Source organism: Actinomycetospora termitidis, assembly GCF_030286555.1.
GTDB lineage: Bacteria > Actinomycetota > Actinomycetes > Mycobacteriales > Pseudonocardiaceae > Actinomycetospora > Actinomycetospora termitidis.
On record NZ_JASVWF010000001.1, the window covers coordinates 901,788 to 918,956 of the forward strand.

General features: G+C 71.1%; 17 protein-coding genes. 16 read left to right on the forward strand and 1 reads right to left on the reverse strand.

From position 1 onward, the window contains the following. Positions 1 to 541 precede the first annotated feature (541 nt). The 14 genes from QRT03_RS04415 to QRT03_RS04480 all read left to right on the forward strand — a co-directional run bounded on the left by QRT03_RS04415 (position 542) and on the right by QRT03_RS04480 (position 15,276). Positions 542 to 1,465: an IclR family transcriptional regulator gene (locus QRT03_RS04415; protein ID WP_286051295.1), complete on the forward strand. Its 924-nt coding sequence runs from the start codon at positions 542 to 544 to the stop codon at positions 1,463 to 1,465. Between the two features lie 61 nt (positions 1,466 to 1,526). Continuing rightward, a complete protein-coding gene (locus QRT03_RS04420) occupies positions 1,527 to 3,179 on the forward strand; it encodes a ferritin family protein (RefSeq protein WP_286051296.1) in 1,653 nt (550 codons plus the stop codon). Positions 3,180 to 3,342: 163 nt separating this feature from the next. Then, entirely contained in the window at positions 3,343 to 4,389 is a 1,047-nt protein-coding gene (locus QRT03_RS04425; RefSeq protein ID WP_286051297.1) for an NADH:ubiquinone reductase (Na(+)-transporting) subunit F, read from the forward strand. An 8-nt stretch (positions 4,390 to 4,397) separates the two neighbouring features. Next, complete coding sequence (locus tag QRT03_RS04430) at positions 4,398 to 5,585, forward strand: ferritin family protein (protein ID WP_286051298.1); 1,188 nt, start codon at positions 4,398 to 4,400, stop codon at positions 5,583 to 5,585. A gap of 68 nt (positions 5,586 to 5,653) precedes the next feature. Beyond that, positions 5,654 to 5,974 carry an MmoB/DmpM family protein gene (locus tag QRT03_RS04435; protein WP_286052045.1) on the forward strand — a complete coding sequence of 107 codons (321 nt, stop codon included), beginning with the start codon at positions 5,654 to 5,656 and terminating at the stop codon, positions 5,972 to 5,974. Positions 5,975 to 6,104: 130 nt separating this feature from the next. Next, on the forward strand, positions 6,105 to 7,793 hold the full coding sequence (gene groL, locus QRT03_RS04440; protein ID WP_286051299.1) for a chaperonin GroEL: 1,689 nt from the start codon (positions 6,105 to 6,107) through the stop codon (positions 7,791 to 7,793). Between the two features lie 50 nt (positions 7,794 to 7,843). Beyond that, on the forward strand, positions 7,844 to 8,872 hold the full coding sequence (locus tag QRT03_RS04445) for an NAD(P)-dependent alcohol dehydrogenase (RefSeq protein WP_286051300.1): 1,029 nt from the start codon (positions 7,844 to 7,846) through the stop codon (positions 8,870 to 8,872). 44 nt (positions 8,873 to 8,916) lie between these two features. After that, complete coding sequence (locus QRT03_RS04450; RefSeq protein WP_286051301.1) at positions 8,917 to 9,960, forward strand: amidohydrolase family protein; 1,044 nt, start codon at positions 8,917 to 8,919, stop codon at positions 9,958 to 9,960. Further along, complete coding sequence (locus QRT03_RS04455) at positions 9,957 to 10,685, forward strand: iron-sulfur cluster assembly protein (protein WP_286051302.1); 729 nt, start codon at positions 9,957 to 9,959, stop codon at positions 10,683 to 10,685. Before QRT03_RS04450 ends, QRT03_RS04455 begins: the two co-directional genes overlap by 4 nt. A 21-nt stretch (positions 10,686 to 10,706) precedes the next feature. Further along, positions 10,707 to 11,348: a hypothetical protein gene (locus QRT03_RS04460; RefSeq protein ID WP_286051303.1), complete on the forward strand. Its 642-nt coding sequence runs from the start codon at positions 10,707 to 10,709 to the stop codon at positions 11,346 to 11,348. Continuing rightward, entirely contained in the window at positions 11,345 to 11,605 is a 261-nt protein-coding gene (locus tag QRT03_RS04465) for a hypothetical protein (protein WP_286051304.1), read from the forward strand. The genes QRT03_RS04460 and QRT03_RS04465 overlap by 4 nt, the downstream gene beginning before the upstream one ends. 3 nt (positions 11,606 to 11,608) lie before the next feature. Further along, a complete protein-coding gene (locus QRT03_RS04470) occupies positions 11,609 to 12,115 on the forward strand; it encodes a bifunctional nuclease family protein (protein WP_286051305.1) in 507 nt (168 codons plus the stop codon). Next, positions 12,115 to 13,326 carry an Nramp family divalent metal transporter gene (locus QRT03_RS04475; protein WP_345783231.1) on the forward strand — a complete coding sequence of 404 codons (1,212 nt, stop codon included), beginning with the start codon at positions 12,115 to 12,117 and terminating at the stop codon, positions 13,324 to 13,326. The genes QRT03_RS04470 and QRT03_RS04475 overlap by 1 nt, the downstream gene beginning before the upstream one ends. 144 nt (positions 13,327 to 13,470) lie before the next feature. Further along, complete coding sequence (locus tag QRT03_RS04480; protein WP_286051307.1) at positions 13,471 to 15,276, forward strand: sigma-54-dependent Fis family transcriptional regulator; 1,806 nt, start codon at positions 13,471 to 13,473, stop codon at positions 15,274 to 15,276. Here the strand turns inward: QRT03_RS04480 and QRT03_RS04485 are convergent. Next, positions 15,257 to 16,240: an IclR family transcriptional regulator domain-containing protein gene (locus QRT03_RS04485; protein WP_286051308.1), complete on the reverse strand. Its 984-nt coding sequence runs from the start codon at positions 16,238 to 16,240 to the stop codon at positions 15,257 to 15,259. The two genes, QRT03_RS04480 and QRT03_RS04485, sit on opposite strands and share 20 nt — an antisense overlap. Before the next feature lie 165 nt (positions 16,241 to 16,405). On the opposite strand from QRT03_RS04485, the gene QRT03_RS04490 reads away from it, so the two are divergent. Both QRT03_RS04490 and QRT03_RS04495 read left to right on the forward strand, forming a co-directional pair. Continuing rightward, a complete protein-coding gene (locus tag QRT03_RS04490; protein ID WP_286051309.1) occupies positions 16,406 to 16,585 on the forward strand; it encodes a PspC domain-containing protein in 180 nt (59 codons plus the stop codon). 111 nt (positions 16,586 to 16,696) lie between these two features. Next, the gene (locus QRT03_RS04495) at positions 16,697 to 17,101 is read left to right on the forward strand and encodes a hypothetical protein (RefSeq protein WP_286051310.1); all 405 of its coding nucleotides are present in this window, start codon (positions 16,697 to 16,699) and stop codon (positions 17,099 to 17,101) included. The last annotated feature ends 68 nt before the right edge of the window (positions 17,102 to 17,169 follow it).

Sequence of the window (17,169 nt, forward strand, 5' to 3'; positions counted from 1 at the left end):
AGCGGCATGGCATTACGGCCCGCCCGTCCTGTCGCGGGGAGTCCCAGCGACAGGGTGCCCGGCTGTGTCCTGTCGTGGCCTGCCGACGTCCCGGCATCACCCTGTCGCTGGGATTCCCCACGACAGGCGAGCGACGGCGGGTGGGAGCCCGCGACGAGGCGGGGCACTCCCGTCCCGGTGCGCCGCCTCCCGGGTCGGCACGACCGTCTCGGAAACCCGCCTCAGAACCTGTCCGGAAAGGGCCCCACGGTGTCTCCGTCTGAGACAGCGAACCGATCGGCTACCCGCTGAACTGTCGTCCATACCGCTCTGACCAGCGGCGAACGGTCGTTCGGTGAGGTTCAGTGGCGATGTGCAGCATCTGCACATCGAAACGGTGATGTTGACCACAAGGTTCCGGAGCGCGTTCAGTGACCCACGTCTCGCCGACGAGCACCGCTCCGGCGAGGCGCCCACGGGCCCCACCACCACACACCGGGCCCGACCGCGGTGGGTCGGCGACGGCCCTGCGCGCCCACGACGACCGGCGGGAGGAGGCGGCATGGCGGACCGATCGCAGACCGGAGGCCGATCCCTCAAGACCGCCGCCGAGGCGCTCGCCGCGCTCCGCCTCCTCGCCGACGCCCCCGACGGCCTGACCGCCGACGGGCTCGGCACCGCGATCGGCAAGAGCTCCGCCACCGCGCGCTACCTGCTGAACACCCTGTGCCAGGAGGGCTACGCCCGCCGCGACGGGCGCACCGGCATCTACCGACTCGGCGACGCGCCCCCGTGGGGCAGCGCGTGGGGTGGCGGGCCCGAGGTCGAGGTCGAGGACGAGCCGGCCGCGGCCGAGGACCCGGACACCGTCGAGGACGCCCTGCGCCCGCTGCGGCGCGAGGACGACCCGGTGTCGCGCTACGAGCTGCCGGAGAGCCTCGCGGACGCGGTGACCGAGCTGTACTGGCGCACCCGGCAGCGGTCCTACCTCGCGCGCTGGGACGGCGACGCGACGGTCATCGTCGACGCCCGCGGCCACCAAGGCCTCGCGCGGATCCCCGACCTGCGCGAGCGCATCCCGGTCGCCCAGGCCCACGCCCTCGCCGTCACGAAGGCGCTGGTCGCGACCTCCTCGGAGATCGAGGAGCTGCTGCTCGCCCAGCCGTCGCGGACGGCGTTCACCGCCACGACCATCACCACCACCCCCGGGCTGGAGCAGGAGCTCGCCCGGGTGCGGCGCGACGGGATCGCCGTCGACCGCGAGGAGTTCGCCGAGGGGTTCTGCTGCGTCGGGGCGCCCATCGTCGCCCCCGACGGCCGGGTGGCCGCGAGCATCGCGGTCTCCAGCCCGGCGCGGCGCTTCGCGCAGGACTCCGCCGCCCTGACCAGCGCGGTCCGGGAGGTCGCCGCCACCGCCATGCGCGAGTGGCGGGCCCGGGTCGCGTCGACCCGCGATCCGACCGCCGAGGAGGTGAGGCCCGCCTAGTCACCGGCACGACCCAGCACGACCCCAGAAAACACAGCAGACACTTTCCGAGGAGGAAAGCATGAGCCGTCAGAGCTTGGCGAAGGCTCACCAGAAAATCCAGGAACTCTCCTGGGAGCCGCAGTACCACGAGCCGTACATGAAATACGGCACGGACTACACCTTCCGTAAGGCCGCGAAGAAGGACCCGCTGAAGCAGGTCCTGCGTTCCTACTTCCCCATGCAGGAGGAGAAGGACAACCGCGTCTACGGCGCGTCGGACGGCGCGATCCGCGGCAACATGTTCCGCCAGGTGCAGGAGCGCTGGCTGGAGTGGCAGAAGCTCTTCCTGTCGATCATCCCGTTGCCGGAGATCTCGGCGGCGCGCTCGATGCCGATGCTGTTCCAGGCGGTTCCGAACCCGGAGCTGCACAACGGCCAGGCGATCCAGATGATCGACGAGGTCAGGCACTCGACGATCCAGCAGAACCTCAAGCGCCTGTACATGAACAACTACATCGACCCGGCGGGCTTCAACAACACCCTCCGGAACTTCCACTCGGACTACTGCGGCACCATCGGCCGGCAGTTCGCCGAGGGGTTCATCACCGGTGACGCGATCACCGCGGCCAGCATCTACCTGACGATCGTCGCCGAGACGGCCTTCACCAACACCCTGTTCGTGGCCATGCCCGGTGAGGCGGCCGCCAACGGTGACTACCTGCTGCCGACGGTGTTCCACTCGGTCCAGTCCGACGAGTCGCGCCACATCTCGAACGGCTACGCCACGCTGCTCATGGCGCTGTCGGACGAGGACAACCGCCAGCTCCTCGAGCGCGACCTCCGCTACGCGTGGTGGAACAACCACCGTGTCGTGGACGCCGCGATCGGAACGTTCATCGAGTACGGCACGAAGGACCGCCGCAAGGACCGTGAGTCCTACGCGGAGATGTGGCGTCGGTGGATCTACGACGACTACTACCGCGCCTACCTCCTGCCGCTCGAGAAGTACGGCCTGGTGATCCCCCACGACCTCATCGAGGAGTCGTGGAACCAGATCTGGAACAAGGGCTACGTCCACGAGGTCGCGCAGTTCTTCGCCACCGGTTGGCTCGCCAACTACTGGCGCATCGACGGCATGACCGACGAGGACTTCGAGTGGTTCGAGTACAAGTACCCGGGCTGGTACGACCGGTACGGCAAGTGGTGGGAGAACTACAACCGGCTCTCGCGGCCGAACGGCCACCACGCGATCGTCGCCGAGGACGTCGACTACGTGTACCCGCACCGCTGCTGGACCTGCATGGTCCCGTGTCTGGTGCGTGAGGACATGGTCGTCGACAAGGTGGACGGCCAGTGGCGCACCTACTGCCACGAGGCCTGCCGCTGGACCGACGCCGTGGCGTTCCGGCCCACCTACGAGGGTCGCGACACGCCCAACATGGGCAAGCTCGTCGGCCACCGCGAGTGGGAGACGCTGTACCACGGCTGGAACTGGGCCGACGTCATCCAGGACATGGGCTTCGTGCGCGACGACGGCAAGACGCTCACGGCGCAGCCGCACCTGGACCTCGACCCGAAGAAGATGTGGACCCTCGACCACATGCGGCGCATGCCGCACGTGGCCAGCCCGAACGTCATCCTCAACGAGATGAGCGACTCGGAGCGCGAGGCGTTCGTGGCGGACTACAACGCCCAGGGCCCGGCCGGCCGTCCGGCCGGCGCGACGTCCTGATCTCCTAGGACGAGTCAGACCCGCGGGGGACCGGCGATCCCGGTCCCCCGCGGTGCCCGCCGCCGGTCGAATTCATTCCCGGCGGCATTCTCCCGCTTTCCAGCAATTCCGGTCACGGCCGTGCTGTGTCCTGAATCCCCCTCCTACGAGGAGTTCTGAGCCGATGGGTGACAAGCACCTCGTCCGTTTCGAACCGGTGGGCATCGAGATCGAGGTCGACGAGGACCAGACGATCCTGCGCGCCGCGTTCGAGCAGGGTGTCCAACTCATGCACGGGTGCAAGGAAGGGCAGTGCGCCGCCTGCAAGTCCTTCGTGCTCGAGGGCGACATGGACGAGATCGAGCTCGACCGCTACTCGACCTTCGCCCTGCCCGACATGGAGCGCGAGGAGGGGCAGACGCTCCTCTGCCGCGCCCACGCCTACACCGACCTCACGATCGAGCTCCTGAACTACGACGAGGAGGTCCTGCGCTCCGGCCTGCCCGTGCGCAAGGGCACCGTCGAGGTCATCTCGAACGAGGCCGTCACGCACGACATGCGCCACCTCGTGGTCCAGCAGGTGGCCGGCGAGGACATCAAGTTCTTCCCCGGTCAGTACATGGACTTCATCCTGCCCGAGTCCGGGGAGAGCCGGTCGTTCTCGATGGCGAACACCCCGAACCGGGAGGGGCGGTTCGAGTTCGTCATCAAGATCTACCCGGACGGCCTGTTCTCGCAGTTCCTGAAGAACGACGTCCAGGCGGGGGACAAGCTGGAGGTCGAGGCGCCCTTCGGCACCTGCACCCTCCGCGAGAACCGCACCTCGGAGATCGTCTTCATCGGCGGCGGGGCCGGCATGGCGCCGCTGCTGGGGCTGCTGCGGGCGCTCCAGGAGAAGGACACCGGCCGGAAGGCGACGCTCTACTACGGCGCGCGCACCAAGGACGACCTGTGCTTCGAGGACGAACTGCGCGAGCTCGAGACGACGCTGCCGGGCTTCCGCTACATCCCCGTCCTCTCCGACCACGAGGGCGACGGGTGGGACGGCCTGACCGGTCTGGTCACCGAGGCCGTCCGGGGCCAGGAACCCGATCTGAAGGGAAGGGATGCCTATGTGTGCGGGCCGCCGCCGATGGTGGACGCGGCCATCGCACTGCTAGCCCAACGCGGGGTCGACGAACGCAACATCTTCTTTGACAAGTTCACCACGACCGGAGAGCCGGAGGAGTAGGGCGACACATGACCACCACCGAGAACACCGCGAGAAGCGTACCGAAGCCGACATTCACCGATGCGGAAGCCGGGGCGAAAGAGTTCCCCGACTCCGGCCCGTCGGCGCGGCGCTACAACTACTTCAAGCCGGCGAAGCGCAAGCAGACCCACTACGAGGACGTCACCGTCGAGGTCCAGCCGGACCCGCGGCACTACCTGACCCAGGGATGGATCTACGGCTTCGCCGACGGCTCGCGGGGTTACCCGCTGAACTGGACCAAGCTCAAGGCGTGGGGCGTCGACGACCCCGAGCCCGAGCGTGGCCCGGGTTCCGGCGGGAAGCCGGTGCAGGACTGGCCCGCCCACGGCTGGCACGAGTTCCGTGATCCCAATGAGGAATGGGAACTCACGATGTTCCGCTACAACGCGAACGTCGAGCGCCAGATCGGTCAGAACGTCGAGAACGCCCGCAACAACAAGGCGTTCCAGCAGTGGACCCAGAACTGGGTGCGCTTCGTCGAGCGCCACGTCGGCGCGTGGATGCACATCGAGCACATCTTCGGGCTCTACATCTTCGCGGCCTGCAACCGCTCCGGTCCGACGAACATGCACAACACCGCGATGGCGGTGAACAGTGAGCACAAGATCCGTTTCGCCCAGGACCTCGCGCTCTACAACCTCACCCTCACCGAGGAGATCGACGGCTTCGACGGCGCCGCGCACCTCGAGGCGTGGAACAACGACGCCGAGTGGCAGGGCGTCCGCAAGGTCGCCGAGGCGCTCACCGCGGTCGACGACGACTGGGGCGAGATGATCTTCGGCACGAACATCGTGTTCGAGCCGCTGCTCGGCGAGCTGTTCCGGTCGAACCTCGTGCAGCAGTCCGCGCCCGGGAACGGCGACTACGTCACCCCGACCGTCATGGGCGCCGGCGAGTACGACTTCGCCCAGCGCGACCTCCGCTGGACGCAGGCCTGCATGGGCCTGCTGACCCAGGACCGGGAGTTCGCCGACCACAACAAGCAGATCATGCAGGGCTGGCTCTCGCACTGGGTCCCGCAGTGCCTCGAGGCCGCCCGCCAGCTGCAGCCGCTGTGGTCGCAGCCCGACGCCAAGCCGCCCCGATTCGAGGACTCCCTCGACCGCGCCAAGAACCGTTTCGCCGGGATTCTGAACGACCTCGGCCTCGACGCCCCGAAGGAGCTCTCCCAGTGACCCAGTCGACCACGCGACCCAGTTTCGGCGGCGAGAGCCCCTTCAAGGTCGACAGCACCGAGTCCGGCATGGCCGGTGTGACCCTGATGAACAACCAGATCGGCGTGGTCGTCGCCGAGGTGATGGACCGTCAGGAGAACGTGACGGTCACGCACCTGCCCGCGATGATCCGCGTGGACTGCAAGGGCCGGATGGACTTCGTCTACGACGAGATCTCCGAGGCGCTCGGCGAGGAGGAAGGTTTCTACGACGCCGCCGAGTTCGAGGAGAACATGTCCACGCACTACGGGAAGATGGTGCACATGGACGACCGGACGGTCATGTTCGGAAACATGGAGGAGGCGGCCGAGTTCATCGGCGACATGCTCCCGCCCGTGGTGAACAAGTAGTCGTCACCGCGTCACAGATCGTCGGACCGCCGCCCGCGGACTTTGTCGCGGGAGTTCCGTGGGCGGCGGTTCCGGCACTCGTCACGACCATCCCGCGCGCCCGACCCCACCTCGGAGGAGAAGAGAGGCCATGGCCAAGGAACTGCGATTCGGAGCCGACGCCCGTCAGGCCCTGCAGGCGGGAGTCGACCAGCTCGCCGAAGCCGTCAAGTCGACGCTGGGCCCCAAGGGTCGGAACGTCATCCTCGAGAAGATCACCGGTACTCCCGAGGTGACCAACGACGGCGTCACGATCGCCCGGGAGATCTTCCTCCGCGACCAGTTCGAGAACATGGGTGCGCAGGTCCTCAAGGAAGCCGCGGTCAAGACCAACGACGTCGTCGGCGACGGCACCACGACCGCGACGGTCATCGCCCAGGCGATCGTCCGCGAGGGCCTCAAGGCCATCGGCCAGGGCGGCAACCCCGTGCTCGTCAAGCGCGGCATCGACCTCGCGGTCGGCAAGATCGTGGCCCACCTCGCCTCCGTCGCCCACCCGGTGGACGACGTCGAGTCGCTGTCGCGGGTCGCCTCGATCTCCGCCAACGACGACGAGGGGATCGGCCGGGTCGTCGCGCAGACCCTGCACACCGTCGGCGACGACGGCGTCATCACCGTCGACGACGGCCCCGTGCACGGCCTGGCCGTCGACTTCGTCGAGGACTTCGAGTTCGAGAACGGCTACGTCTCGCCCTACCTCGTCACCGACCCGGGCTCCATGCTCGCGGTCCTCGACGACCCGTACCTGCTGTTCAGCGCCGAGAAGATCTCCGACGTCCGGTCGATCATGCCGGTGCTCGAGCGCATCATGCGCGACCCCCGCCCGCTGGTGATCGTGGCCGAGAAGGTCGAGGGCTCGGCCCTGCAGATGCTCGTCCACAACCACGTCAACGGGCACCTGAAGGTCACCTGCATCCAGGCGCCCGGCTTCGGCGAGAAGCGCATCCACCTGCTCGAGGACATGGCGTCGCTGTGCGGCGGCAAGGTGCACTCCAAGGCCTCGGCGTTCGCGCTGGAGCAGATGGGCGTGGAGCACCTCGGTCGCGCCACCCAGGTCCGTGCCACGAGCGACCAGACCGCGATCATCGGCGGCCTCGGCGACCAGGCCGCCCGCGAGATCCGGGTGCAGCAGCTGACCGCCGAGCGCGACCGCAGCACCATCGGCACCGACGAGGACTTCTTCAACGAGCGCATCGCCCGCCTCTCCGGCAAGGCCGCGATCCTGCAGGTGGGCGCGCCGACCAACGCGGAGCTCAAGGAGATCCGCCACCGCGTGGACGACTCGCTGCAGGCGACGCGGGCCGCGATGGCCGAGGGGATCGTGGCCGGCGGCGGCGCCGCGCTGCTGCACTCCGAGGGTGCCCTCGGCGACCTGGGCGACCTCAAGGGCGACTACCGCACCGGGGCCGAGATCGTCCGCGCCTCGCTGTCCGAGCCCGCCTACCTGATCGCCACCAACGCCGGCTACGACGGCCACGACGTGGTGAAGCAGGCCCGCGACATGGCCGTCGACGAAGGGTTCGACGCCCTCGAGGGCCGCTTCGGGAACATGGTCGAGATGGGCATCATCGACCCGCTGCGGGTCGTGCGCTCCGCCCTCCAGAACGGCGCCTCGGTCGCCGGCCTCATCCTCACCACCAACTCGCTGGTGGCCGAGGAGCAGACGCCCTGGAACAAGGCGCTCATGACCGAGTACGGCCCCCTCGACGAAGGCATCCCGCAGCCCTCGCCGGACTCCAGCACGCCCCAGTCGTTGGGCCTCGGCCCGTCGGTGGGATGACCCGCCCGCCCTGACCGAACAGTCCCACCAGCGTCGAAGGAGCAGAACCCGTGAAGGCCGTCCGCGTCCACCAGTACCAGCAGGACCCGTCACTCGACGACATCGCCGAGCCCAAGCTCCAGGGCCCGCTCGACGTCATCGTCAAGATCGGCGGCGCCGGCGTCTGCCGCACCGACCTGCACATCGTCAACGGGGACTGGAAGGACATCCAGAACCCGGACCTGCCCTACGTGATCGGCCACGAGAACGCCGGGTGGGTGCACGAGATCGGGGACGCGGTCACCAACGTCAGGGTCGGCGACACCGTCATCCTGCACCCGCAGCCCTCGTGCGGGCTGTGCCTCGCGTGCCGCGCGGGGCGGGACATGCAGTGCACCGGCGACGCGTTCTTCCCCGGGCTGTCCAACAACGACGGCGGCATGGCCGAGTACCTGCGCACCACCGCGCGGGCCTGCGTGAAGCTCAACCCGGACACCAACCCGGCCGACGTGGCCGCGCTGGCCGACGCCGGCATCACCGCCTATCACGCGGTGCGCAAGTCCGTGCCGTACCTGTACCCGGGGACGACGGCGGTGGTGCAGGGCGTCGGCGGCCTGGGGCACATCGCGGTGCAGGCCCTGGCCGCCCTCACCGCGACCAAGATCATCGCGGTGGACCGCAACCCGGCCGCGCTGGAACTCGCGAAGAAGATCGGCGCCGAGGAGACCGTGGTGGCCGACGGCAACCACGTGCAGGCCGTGCAGGACCTCACCGGCGGCGGCGCGACGGTCGTGTTCGACTTCGTCGCCGAGCAGGGCGCCGAGATCGACGCCTGGGCGATGACCGGGCCGGCGGGCTACTGCTTCGTCCTGGGCTACGGCGGCGAGTTCCGCGCCCCCACGCTGGATTTCGTGGCCGGCGAGAAGAACGTCATCGGCAACATCGTCGGGACCTACAACGACCTCGCGGAACTGATGGTCCTCGCGCAGGCCGGGAAGGTCACCCTGCACACCGTCCAGTACCGCCTCGACCAGGCCTTGGACGCCCTGCACGACCTCGACGCGGGCAAGGTCCGCGGCCGAGCCATTCTCGTTCCGTAAGAAAACTGCCGCAACCAACCACCACGAACTGCGGAGGAATTTCCATGTACGAGAAGGACGGCGAGAAGTACTTCATCGTCGACTCCCACATGCACTACTGGGACGCCTCGCCGGAGAACTGGGTCCCGGGCGCCGAGCAGTACGCCAAGGGCTGGATCGAGTGCTTCCACGCCTACCAGGGCCTGGGCCCGGCCGAGGCGATGCAGCCGATCGAGGAGTTCCAGAAGGTCTCCGAAGAGCAGCTGATGCGCGAGGAGTTCGAGGAGGGACACGTCGACGTCGCGATCTTCCAGTCGACGTACCTGCGCGAGTGGTACAAGAACGGCTTCAACACCACCGAGCAGAACGGTTACCTCGCCGAGAAGTACCCCGGCAAGTTCATCCTCAACACCCGCTTCGACCCGCGTGACGGCGACGCCGGCATGCGCGAGTTCGAGGCCAACGTCGAGAAGTACGGGTCCATCGGCGCGAAGCTCTACACCGCGGAGTGGAACGGCGACTCGCGCGGGTTCAAGCTGACCGACCCGGAGGCCTACCGGTTCCTGGAGCGCGCCCAGGAGCTCGGCATCAAGAACATCCACGTCCACAAGGGCCCGACGATCTGGCCGCTGGACAAGGACGCGTTCGACGTGTCCGACGTCGACCACGCCGCCACGGACTTCCAGGGCCTGAACTTCATCGTCGAGCACGTGGGTCTGCCGCGGATCGAGGACTTCTGCTTCATGGCGACGCAGGAGCCCAACGTCTACGCCGGCCTCTCGGTGGTCATCGGTGGCCTCATGCACGCCCGCCCGCGGTTCTTCGCCAAGGTGATGGGCGAGCTGCTGTTCTGGGTCGGCGAGGACAAGATGACCTTCGGCTCGGACTACAACATCTGGACGCCGAAGTGGCAGGTCGAGGGCTTCGTCGACTGGACCATGCCCGAGGGCGAGGAGTTCGCCGACTACCCGCGTCTCGGCGTCGAGGGCAAGAAGAAGATCCTCGGCCTGAACGCCGCGAAGCTCTACGGGATCGACGTCCCGGCGGAGTACCAGGTCTCCGGCACCCCGGGCGCCCAGGACGACGCGGAGCTGGTGGCCCAGGCATGAGCATCTCCTTCCTCACCCGCCCGACGTCCGAGGAGGTCGTCGGGCGGGTGTGGGAGGCGCTGCGCACGGTGCGCGACCCCGAGCTCGACACCGACGTGGTCTCGCTGGACTTCGTCGCCTCCGTCGAGATCGACAGTGCTGACGGGTCCGGCCGTGTCGCGCGCGTCTCCCTGCGACTGCCCACCTACTTCTGCGCGCCCAACTTCGCGTTCCTCATGGTCGCCGACGCCTGGGACGCGGTCTCCGGGGTCGAGGGCCTGACCGACGTCGAGGTCACGCTGATCGACCACTTCGCCTCCGACGCGATCAACGCCGGCGTCGCCGCCCGCGCGGGCTTCGTGCACTCGATGGCCGGCACCGAGGTCGGCGAGGCCGTGTCGGAGCTCCACGAGCTGCGTCGCACCTTCACCGAACGGGCCCTGATGGCCGGCACCGACCTCGTCGTCCGGCCGATGATGCGCGAGGGCACGACCCCCGAGCAGGTCGCCGCCATGACCCTCGGCGAGGCACCCGCCTCCGACGACCTGCGCCGGCTGCGCGCCCGCCGTCGGGAACTCGGGATCCCGGCCGGGGACGACGACCCGCTGGTGGTCGACCCGAGCGGGCGCACCGTCGGGGTCGAGGCCCTGCCGCTGCACCTGCGCAAGGCCCGCTCCTACCAGGTCGGTGTGGACGCCAACACGAGCATCTGCCGCGGCCAGCTCGCCGTCCGCTACGGCCTGTAGACCCCCGGGAGGGAACGCGTCATGACCGACGTGGCACCACCACGCACCGTCAAACGGATCGGGTCTCCCGCCGCCGCCGCGCTGGCCGACCTGGCCGCGATCTTCGACGACCTGCAGACCGTCCTGCTGTGCTGCGAGCGCCTGGTCGGCGCGCTCCGACCCGGCGTCGGGAAGCAGTTCGACGAGGTCGTGGTCGAGTCGCTGTGGACCACCGCACTCATCTCGTACTCGCGCTGCTTCGCGGGCGGGGAGCGCGGGATGGGACTCACCGAGGACGACGTCGAGGGGCTCGAGCTCAAGGGCGAGAAGCTCGCCTGGCACCGGATGCTGCGGCGGATCAAGAAGCACTACGCCGACCCGGCCGCGAACCCGCGGGAGACCTTCACCGTCGGGATCGCGGTGAACGACGGCGTCCCGGCGGGCGTCGCGATCACCTCGACGCACCAGGACCCGGTCGACGAGCAGACCGTCCGGCAGACCGGGGCGCTCGCCTTCGCGCTGTCCGCACTGGTCGACGGCCGGATCGCGGAGCACCAGGCGACCGTGCTCGAGGGGGCGCAGGCCCTCACCGCGAAGGAGCTCGAGACCCTCGACGAGATCGAGGTGACCGGGGACGGCGCCCCGCCGCCGCGGCCGGAGGACGACGCGCAGGGGGAGTCGTGACCGGCGCGCAGCACGGCGAGGAGAAGTTCAACCCCTGGACCGTCGTGAACCTGGTGTTCGACCACCTCTCCGGGCAGGGTCTGCACCCGGTGCTCGGGGAGGCGGGGGACCCCTCGGAGGCGGCGGCCGAGCTGCTACGGGCGCTGGGCATCACCCCGGGCGACCCGTCGTGGGCGCGGGGCCAGGACGCGGAGCAGATCCAGGACCAGCTGGCCGAGATCCGGGCCCTGTTCGATCCGGTGCAGGGCGAGCGCTGAGCCGTGGAGGAGGTCCATCTCGTCACGCTGGTGATGCACCGGGTGACCCGGGAACCGCTCGCGGTCCTCGCCGACGCGGCCGAGGACCGCTGCCTGGTGGTGGCGATCCGGGCGCCGCAGGCCGAGGTGATGGCCGCCGGCCCGCACCCGGCGCGCGAGGACGACACCCGCCTGACCCAGGACGTGGTCGCCGACGTGGCGGCCGCGCTGGGCCGGTTCCTGACGGGGGCGGAGATCACCGACCTCGTCGACGAGCGCTTCCACGCCGTCCTGCGGCTCGACGACGGGTCCGCCGCCCCCGTGCGGCCGAGCGACGCCCTCGCGATCGCGGTCCGGGATGCGCTCCCGATCGCCGTCGCGGATCATGTGATGGCCGAGGCCGGGCAGTCCTGGCGGGAACTGCAGGGCGACCGGCCGCACCCGCAGAGCGTGGAGGTCGACGAGATGCGGGCGTTCCTCGACCAGGTGACGCCGGACGACTTCCGGGGAGAGAACGGCGGGGACGGTTGATGTTCCGCCGTCCCCCGGTGGTCCTGGCCGGGCCCGCCTTCGTGGCGTCGGTCGCGTACGTGGACCCGGGCAACGTCGCCACCAACTCGGTGGCCGGCGCGACGTCGGGCTACGCCCTGGCGTGGGTGGTGATCGGCGCCGGGCTGATGGCGATGCCGGTGCAGTACGTGGCGGCGAAGGTCGGCATCGCCTCCGGCCGCAGCGTCCCGCGGTCGGCGAAGCAGGTGATGAGCCGACCGACCCGGGTGTTCATGTGGCTGCAGGCCGAGGTCGTGGCGATGGCGACCGACGTCGCCGAGTTCCTCGGGGCCGCCGTCGGCCTCCAGCTGCTCTTCGGCCTCGGGCTCCTCGAGTCCGGGCTGATCACGGCCGCCGTGTCGTTCGGGGTGCTCGCGCTCCAGCGGCGCGGCCACCGGCCGTTCGAGGTGGGCATCGTCGCCTTCCTGGCGTTCATCGTCGTCGGGGTGGCGTTCCAGCTCTTCTCCGTCGGCATCGACCCCGGCGCGGCCGCGGCCGGTCTGGTGCCCGGGCTCGACGACTCCACCCAGCTCGTGCTCGCCGTCGGGATCGTCGGGGCGACCGTGATGCCCCACGCGATCTACGCGCACTCGGCGCTGACGGCGGGCCGGGCCCGCGGGGTCGGCCGCGGGGGCCGGGCACGGCTGCTGGGCTTCCAGCGCACCGAGGTGATCGTGGCGCTGTCGATCGCCGGGCTGGTGAACCTCTCGATGCTGCTCGTCGCGGCGGGGGTGTTCAGCGGGTCGCCGGTCGCCGAGGGCGTCGACGGACTCGAGGCCGCCCACGCCGGGCTGGGCCAGCTCGCCGGGGGCGCGGTGGCGCTCGCGTTCGCCGCGACCCTGCTGGCCAGCGGGCTGTCGTCGGCCGCGGTCGGCACCTACTCCGGGCAGGTCGTCATGGAGGGGTTCGTCGACGTGCGGCTGCCGCTGGTGGTGCGCCGGACGGTGACGATGCTGCCGGCGCTGGTCCTGCTCGCGATCGGGACCAGCCCGACGACGGCCCTGGTCGGCAGCCAGGTGGTGCTCTGCTTCGGCATCCCGTTCGCGCTGTACGCGCTGATGCGGGTGGCGAGGGACCGGACGCTGCTCGGTGAGGAGGCGATCGGCCGGCCCATGACGGTGGTGCTGGGCCTGATCAGCGCGATCGTGATCTCCCTGAACGTCGTCCTGATCGTGGACACGATCGTCGGCTGACCGGCGCGGTGTCTCGGATCGAGACGTCGGATCCTCCGCTGCCGGTTCTCCGTGGCCCGGATCACCTCTAGCATCGCCGGTTGCGCATCCCACGACCTCGACCGGGCGCGGTCGGTGCGACGAGCGCGTTGGCGAGGTGGCCGAATGGACGAACACGCAGGGGTCCACCTCGACCGCGCGCGCGAACGGTTCCTCGGCGGCTCCGGCCTCGACACCGGGCTGCGGCCGGAGATCATGCAGTCCTGGGAGCGGTCGCTGCGTGCCGGCGTGGACGCCGACGAGCTCTCCCTGCCCTACGACCCGGACCTCGACTTCGACGGCAGCCTCGTCCACTTCGCCCGCCCCGTCCTCGACGACCTCGCCGAGCGCCTCTCGGGCATGTCGGTGGCCGTCGTGCTGTCCGACGCCGACGGCAACGTCCTCGACCGCCGGGTCGGTGAGGGGGAGCTGCAACGGCGGCTGGACGCGATCTCGCTCGCCCCCGGCTTCAGCTACGCCGAGGAGTTCGCGGGCACGAACGGGGTCGGTACCGCCCTCGAGGGCAACAGCCCCGCCATGGTCATCGGCGCCGAGCACTACACCGACCGGCTCCGGTCCTTCGCCTGCGCGGGTGCGCCGGTGCACCGTCCCGGGGGAGTCCTGGCGGGCATCCTCGACGTGACGTGCCTGGCCGCCGAGGCCAACGACCTCATGCGCTTCCTCGCCCGGCAGGCCGCCCGGGACATCGAGGAGGTGCTGCGGGAACGCGGCAGCGCCGGGTCGCGCGCGGTGATGGCGGCCTTCCGGGTGGCGTGCGCCCGGGTGCGCGGGCCGGTGCTCGCGCTCGCCGACGACTTCGTCATCGCGAACCGGGCGGCCGACGACACCCTCTCCGAGGGCGACCGCGAGCTCATCGCGCGGTACGCCGCGGAGTACCGGCGCCGGGGGCCGAGCGAGGAACGGGCCCTGCTCGACGACGGGCCCGTCCGGCTCCTGCTGACCCCCGCGCCGCCCGAGCGACCCGCGGGCGTCGTCGTCGAGGTCGTGCCCAGCACCAGCACCCTGCGCCTCGCCGGCGGCGCCGCCACGGCCCTGCCGCGCACCGTGACGGCGAGCCCGTCACCCGGACCCGCCACCAGCCGCGAGCGCCCGCTCGCCGGGCTCGCCGGGACCACGCGGTCCTGGCGCTCGACCAGTGCGGCGCTGCGGACGGCGGCCACCGCCGTGCGCAGCACGCTGGTGCTGGGCGAGACCGGGGTCGGCAAGCTGGCCGCGGTCCGGGCGGCGCACCGGGAGATCCGGCCGGCCGCCCGCCTGGTGGTCGTGGACGGGGACGGTCCGAACGCCGCGGAGGACCTGCTCGCCGTCGTCGACGACCTCGGCGAGCCCGCGACGGTCGTCGTCCGTCGGCTCGAGTCGCTCGACGACGACGGGGCCGAGGCGCTCGCGGAGCTCCTCGCGGACACCCCGGCCGAGGTCTGGATCGTCGGGTCGGTGACCGGCGACGCGGTGCCCGTGGGACGTCCGGTGCACGACGTGCTGGGCGGCTTCGCCGGGTCGCTGCTCGTCGAGCCCCTGCGGCGGCGACCCGAGGACGTCGCCCCGCTGGTGGACTTCCTGCTGGCCCGGCTCGCCCCGGGGCGCCGTGTCCGATGTACCGCGGGGGCGCTCGCCCTGCTCGGGGGCGCCCGCTGGCCCGGCAACGTCGCGCAGCTCTCCGACGTGCTGCGCCGGGCCCTGGCGTCCCGGCCGGCGGGCGACATCGAGGCGGGTGACCTCCCCGCCGAGGTCGCGGTGCACGGCACCCGGCGGCGACTGACGCCGCTCGAGACCGCCGAGCGGGACCTCATCGTGGCGGCGCTGATCGAGGCGCGCGGCAACCGGGTCCAGGCCGCGGCCGCCCTCGGGATGGGGCGCGCGACCCTCTACCGGCGCCTGCGGGCGTTCGGCATCACCGACGTCGGGCGCTGACCCCGCGGCCGGTGCGCCGCCGGAGCTGCCCCCGGGCGAGCGGGCGGCGGTCGCCTGCCGCCGTCGCCGGGCCGGACGTCGGGGCCGCGTCGCCGAGACCGCAGTCCGGGCAGGTGCACTGCGCCGCGTCGTGCGCCGTCCCGGCCCACTCCCGCGCCGCGCCCCGGGCGACGGCGAGGAGCTCGGCCACCAGCTCGTCGGCGTGCGCGGCGTAGCGCCGGGACGAGCAGGAGAGCCCCAGGGCCACGGTCGAGGTCCCCGACGGCGACGCGATCGGGGCCGCCAGGGTGGCGAAGCCGCCGGCGAACTCCTCCTCGTCGCTGGCCCAGCCGCGCCGGGCGACGGTGTCGAGCTCGGTCCCGAGGCGGATCGGGCAGGTGAGGGTCCGCGGCGTGAGCGCGACCAGCGGCTCCGCGGTGATCGCGTCGCGGTAGGTGGGCGACGCGGCGAGCAGCACCTTGGTGAACGCGAGCCCGTGCGCCCGCTCCGGCGGCACGTGGGTGTCCAGTCCGGGGAGCCGGGCGAGTCCCTGGTGTCCCCGGACGTCGCACACGCTCGCGACGAGGGTCCCGGTCCGGCGCACGAGATAGGCGCGCTGGCGGGTGCGCCGGTAGAGCTCGGTGACCGCCTCGGCGAGCACGGCGCCGGGCGCCGGGTCGTCCGGGCCGAGGTCCATCGGCCCCGCCGGGTCGTCCCCGCCGTCGTCCGCGGTGGTCCCGGACGGGGCCCAGGCGCCCCACGGCGGGGCGGGCCGGAGCAGGCAGAGCCCGCCCTCCTCGCGGCGGGCGTACCCGGCCTCGCAGAGGGTGTTGACGACGTAGCGGGCGGTGGCCGGGCTCTTGCCCAGGCGCTCGGCGATCTCGACGGGGGACAGGCCCTCGGGATGGTCCCCGAGCAGGCGCAGCGCCCGCAGGACCATCGCCGCCGTCTTCAGCGACCGCGCACCCGACGTGTCCTCGCTCACAGGGCATGACACTAGGGACGGGGCCGTCCCCCGCCTGTCTCAGTTCGGGACACGGTGGGTGTCTCAGGGGTGACCCCGAGGTGATTCCGGGGGTGGGCACGGAGGTCGGCCGTCGTTCGTTGGGCGAGTGTGGGGTCACCACGACACCGACCGAGAGGAACCGTCATGGCCGTCCTGACCCGTCCCCGCGAAGGCGCGATGATCGGCGGGGTGTGCGCCGGACTCGGCGAGCGCTTCGGCCTGTCCGCGAACGTCGTCCGTCTGCTGTTCGTGCTCTCGTGCCTGCTGCCGGGGCCGCAGTTCATCATCTACATCGCGCTGTGGGTGATCATGCCCCGTCGCTGACGTCCCCTCCCCGGGCCCGGATTCTCAGCCGATCATCAGGCTGCGGCCAGCTTCCGTGCCGGTTTCATCCGGATCGTCGGAGTCACCGCCGTCCGACCCGGGGAGGTCGCCGTGAGCACCGCACCGACGCCCGAGCCCACCGAGCTGACCCCGTCCCAACGGCGGGTCCTCGACGACCTGGCCGCGCACGAGAACGCGTCCGACCCCGGCTACGTGCTGCGGATGAACGCCCCGGTGGGGCGGGAGGAGGCCCCCGACGCCGACCCGCAGGCCGCGGTGGTCGGCCGGACGGTCGCGCGCGGCCGTCGTCGGGACCGGATGGTGCAGGGCGCGGTGGTCGGCGTGGTGGTCGCGTTGCTGCTGCCTCCGGCCTGGACCCTCGCGCTCGTGCTCACCGTCGCCCTGGTCGTCGGGCCCACCTACCTCGTGGTGCGGGCCCTGCGCGAGGGCGGGCTGCAGGGCCCGCCAGGGCGACCCGAGCGACCCGGACCACCCGCGGACCCGGAACGGACCTGAGCGGACCCGAGCGTCCGATGACGTCGCCGTCGGGTGTCCACCGGCGGCCCGGGGAGAGGAGCGACGTC

Coding starts and splice junctions, on each gene's coding strand:
- QRT03_RS04415 (WP_286051295.1), top strand. CDS start 542: ATGGCGGACCGATCGCAGACCGGAGGCCGATCCCTCAAGACCGCCGCC.
- QRT03_RS04420 (WP_286051296.1), top strand. CDS start 1,527: ATGAGCCGTCAGAGCTTGGCGAAGGCTCACCAGAAAATCCAGGAACTC.
- QRT03_RS04425 (WP_286051297.1), top strand. CDS start 3,343: ATGGGTGACAAGCACCTCGTCCGTTTCGAACCGGTGGGCATCGAGATC.
- QRT03_RS04430 (WP_286051298.1), top strand. CDS start 4,398: ATGACCACCACCGAGAACACCGCGAGAAGCGTACCGAAGCCGACATTC.
- QRT03_RS04435 (WP_286052045.1), top strand. CDS start 5,654: ATGGCCGGTGTGACCCTGATGAACAACCAGATCGGCGTGGTCGTCGCC.
- groL (WP_286051299.1), top strand. CDS start 6,105: ATGGCCAAGGAACTGCGATTCGGAGCCGACGCCCGTCAGGCCCTGCAG.
- QRT03_RS04450 (WP_286051301.1), top strand. CDS start 8,917: ATGTACGAGAAGGACGGCGAGAAGTACTTCATCGTCGACTCCCACATG.
- QRT03_RS04455 (WP_286051302.1), top strand. CDS start 9,957: ATGAGCATCTCCTTCCTCACCCGCCCGACGTCCGAGGAGGTCGTCGGG.
- QRT03_RS04460 (WP_286051303.1), top strand. CDS start 10,707: ATGACCGACGTGGCACCACCACGCACCGTCAAACGGATCGGGTCTCCC.
- QRT03_RS04475 (WP_345783231.1), top strand. CDS start 12,115: ATGTTCCGCCGTCCCCCGGTGGTCCTGGCCGGGCCCGCCTTCGTGGCG.
- QRT03_RS04480 (WP_286051307.1), top strand. CDS start 13,471: ATGGACGAACACGCAGGGGTCCACCTCGACCGCGCGCGCGAACGGTTC.
- QRT03_RS04490 (WP_286051309.1), top strand. CDS start 16,406: ATGGCCGTCCTGACCCGTCCCCGCGAAGGCGCGATGATCGGCGGGGTG.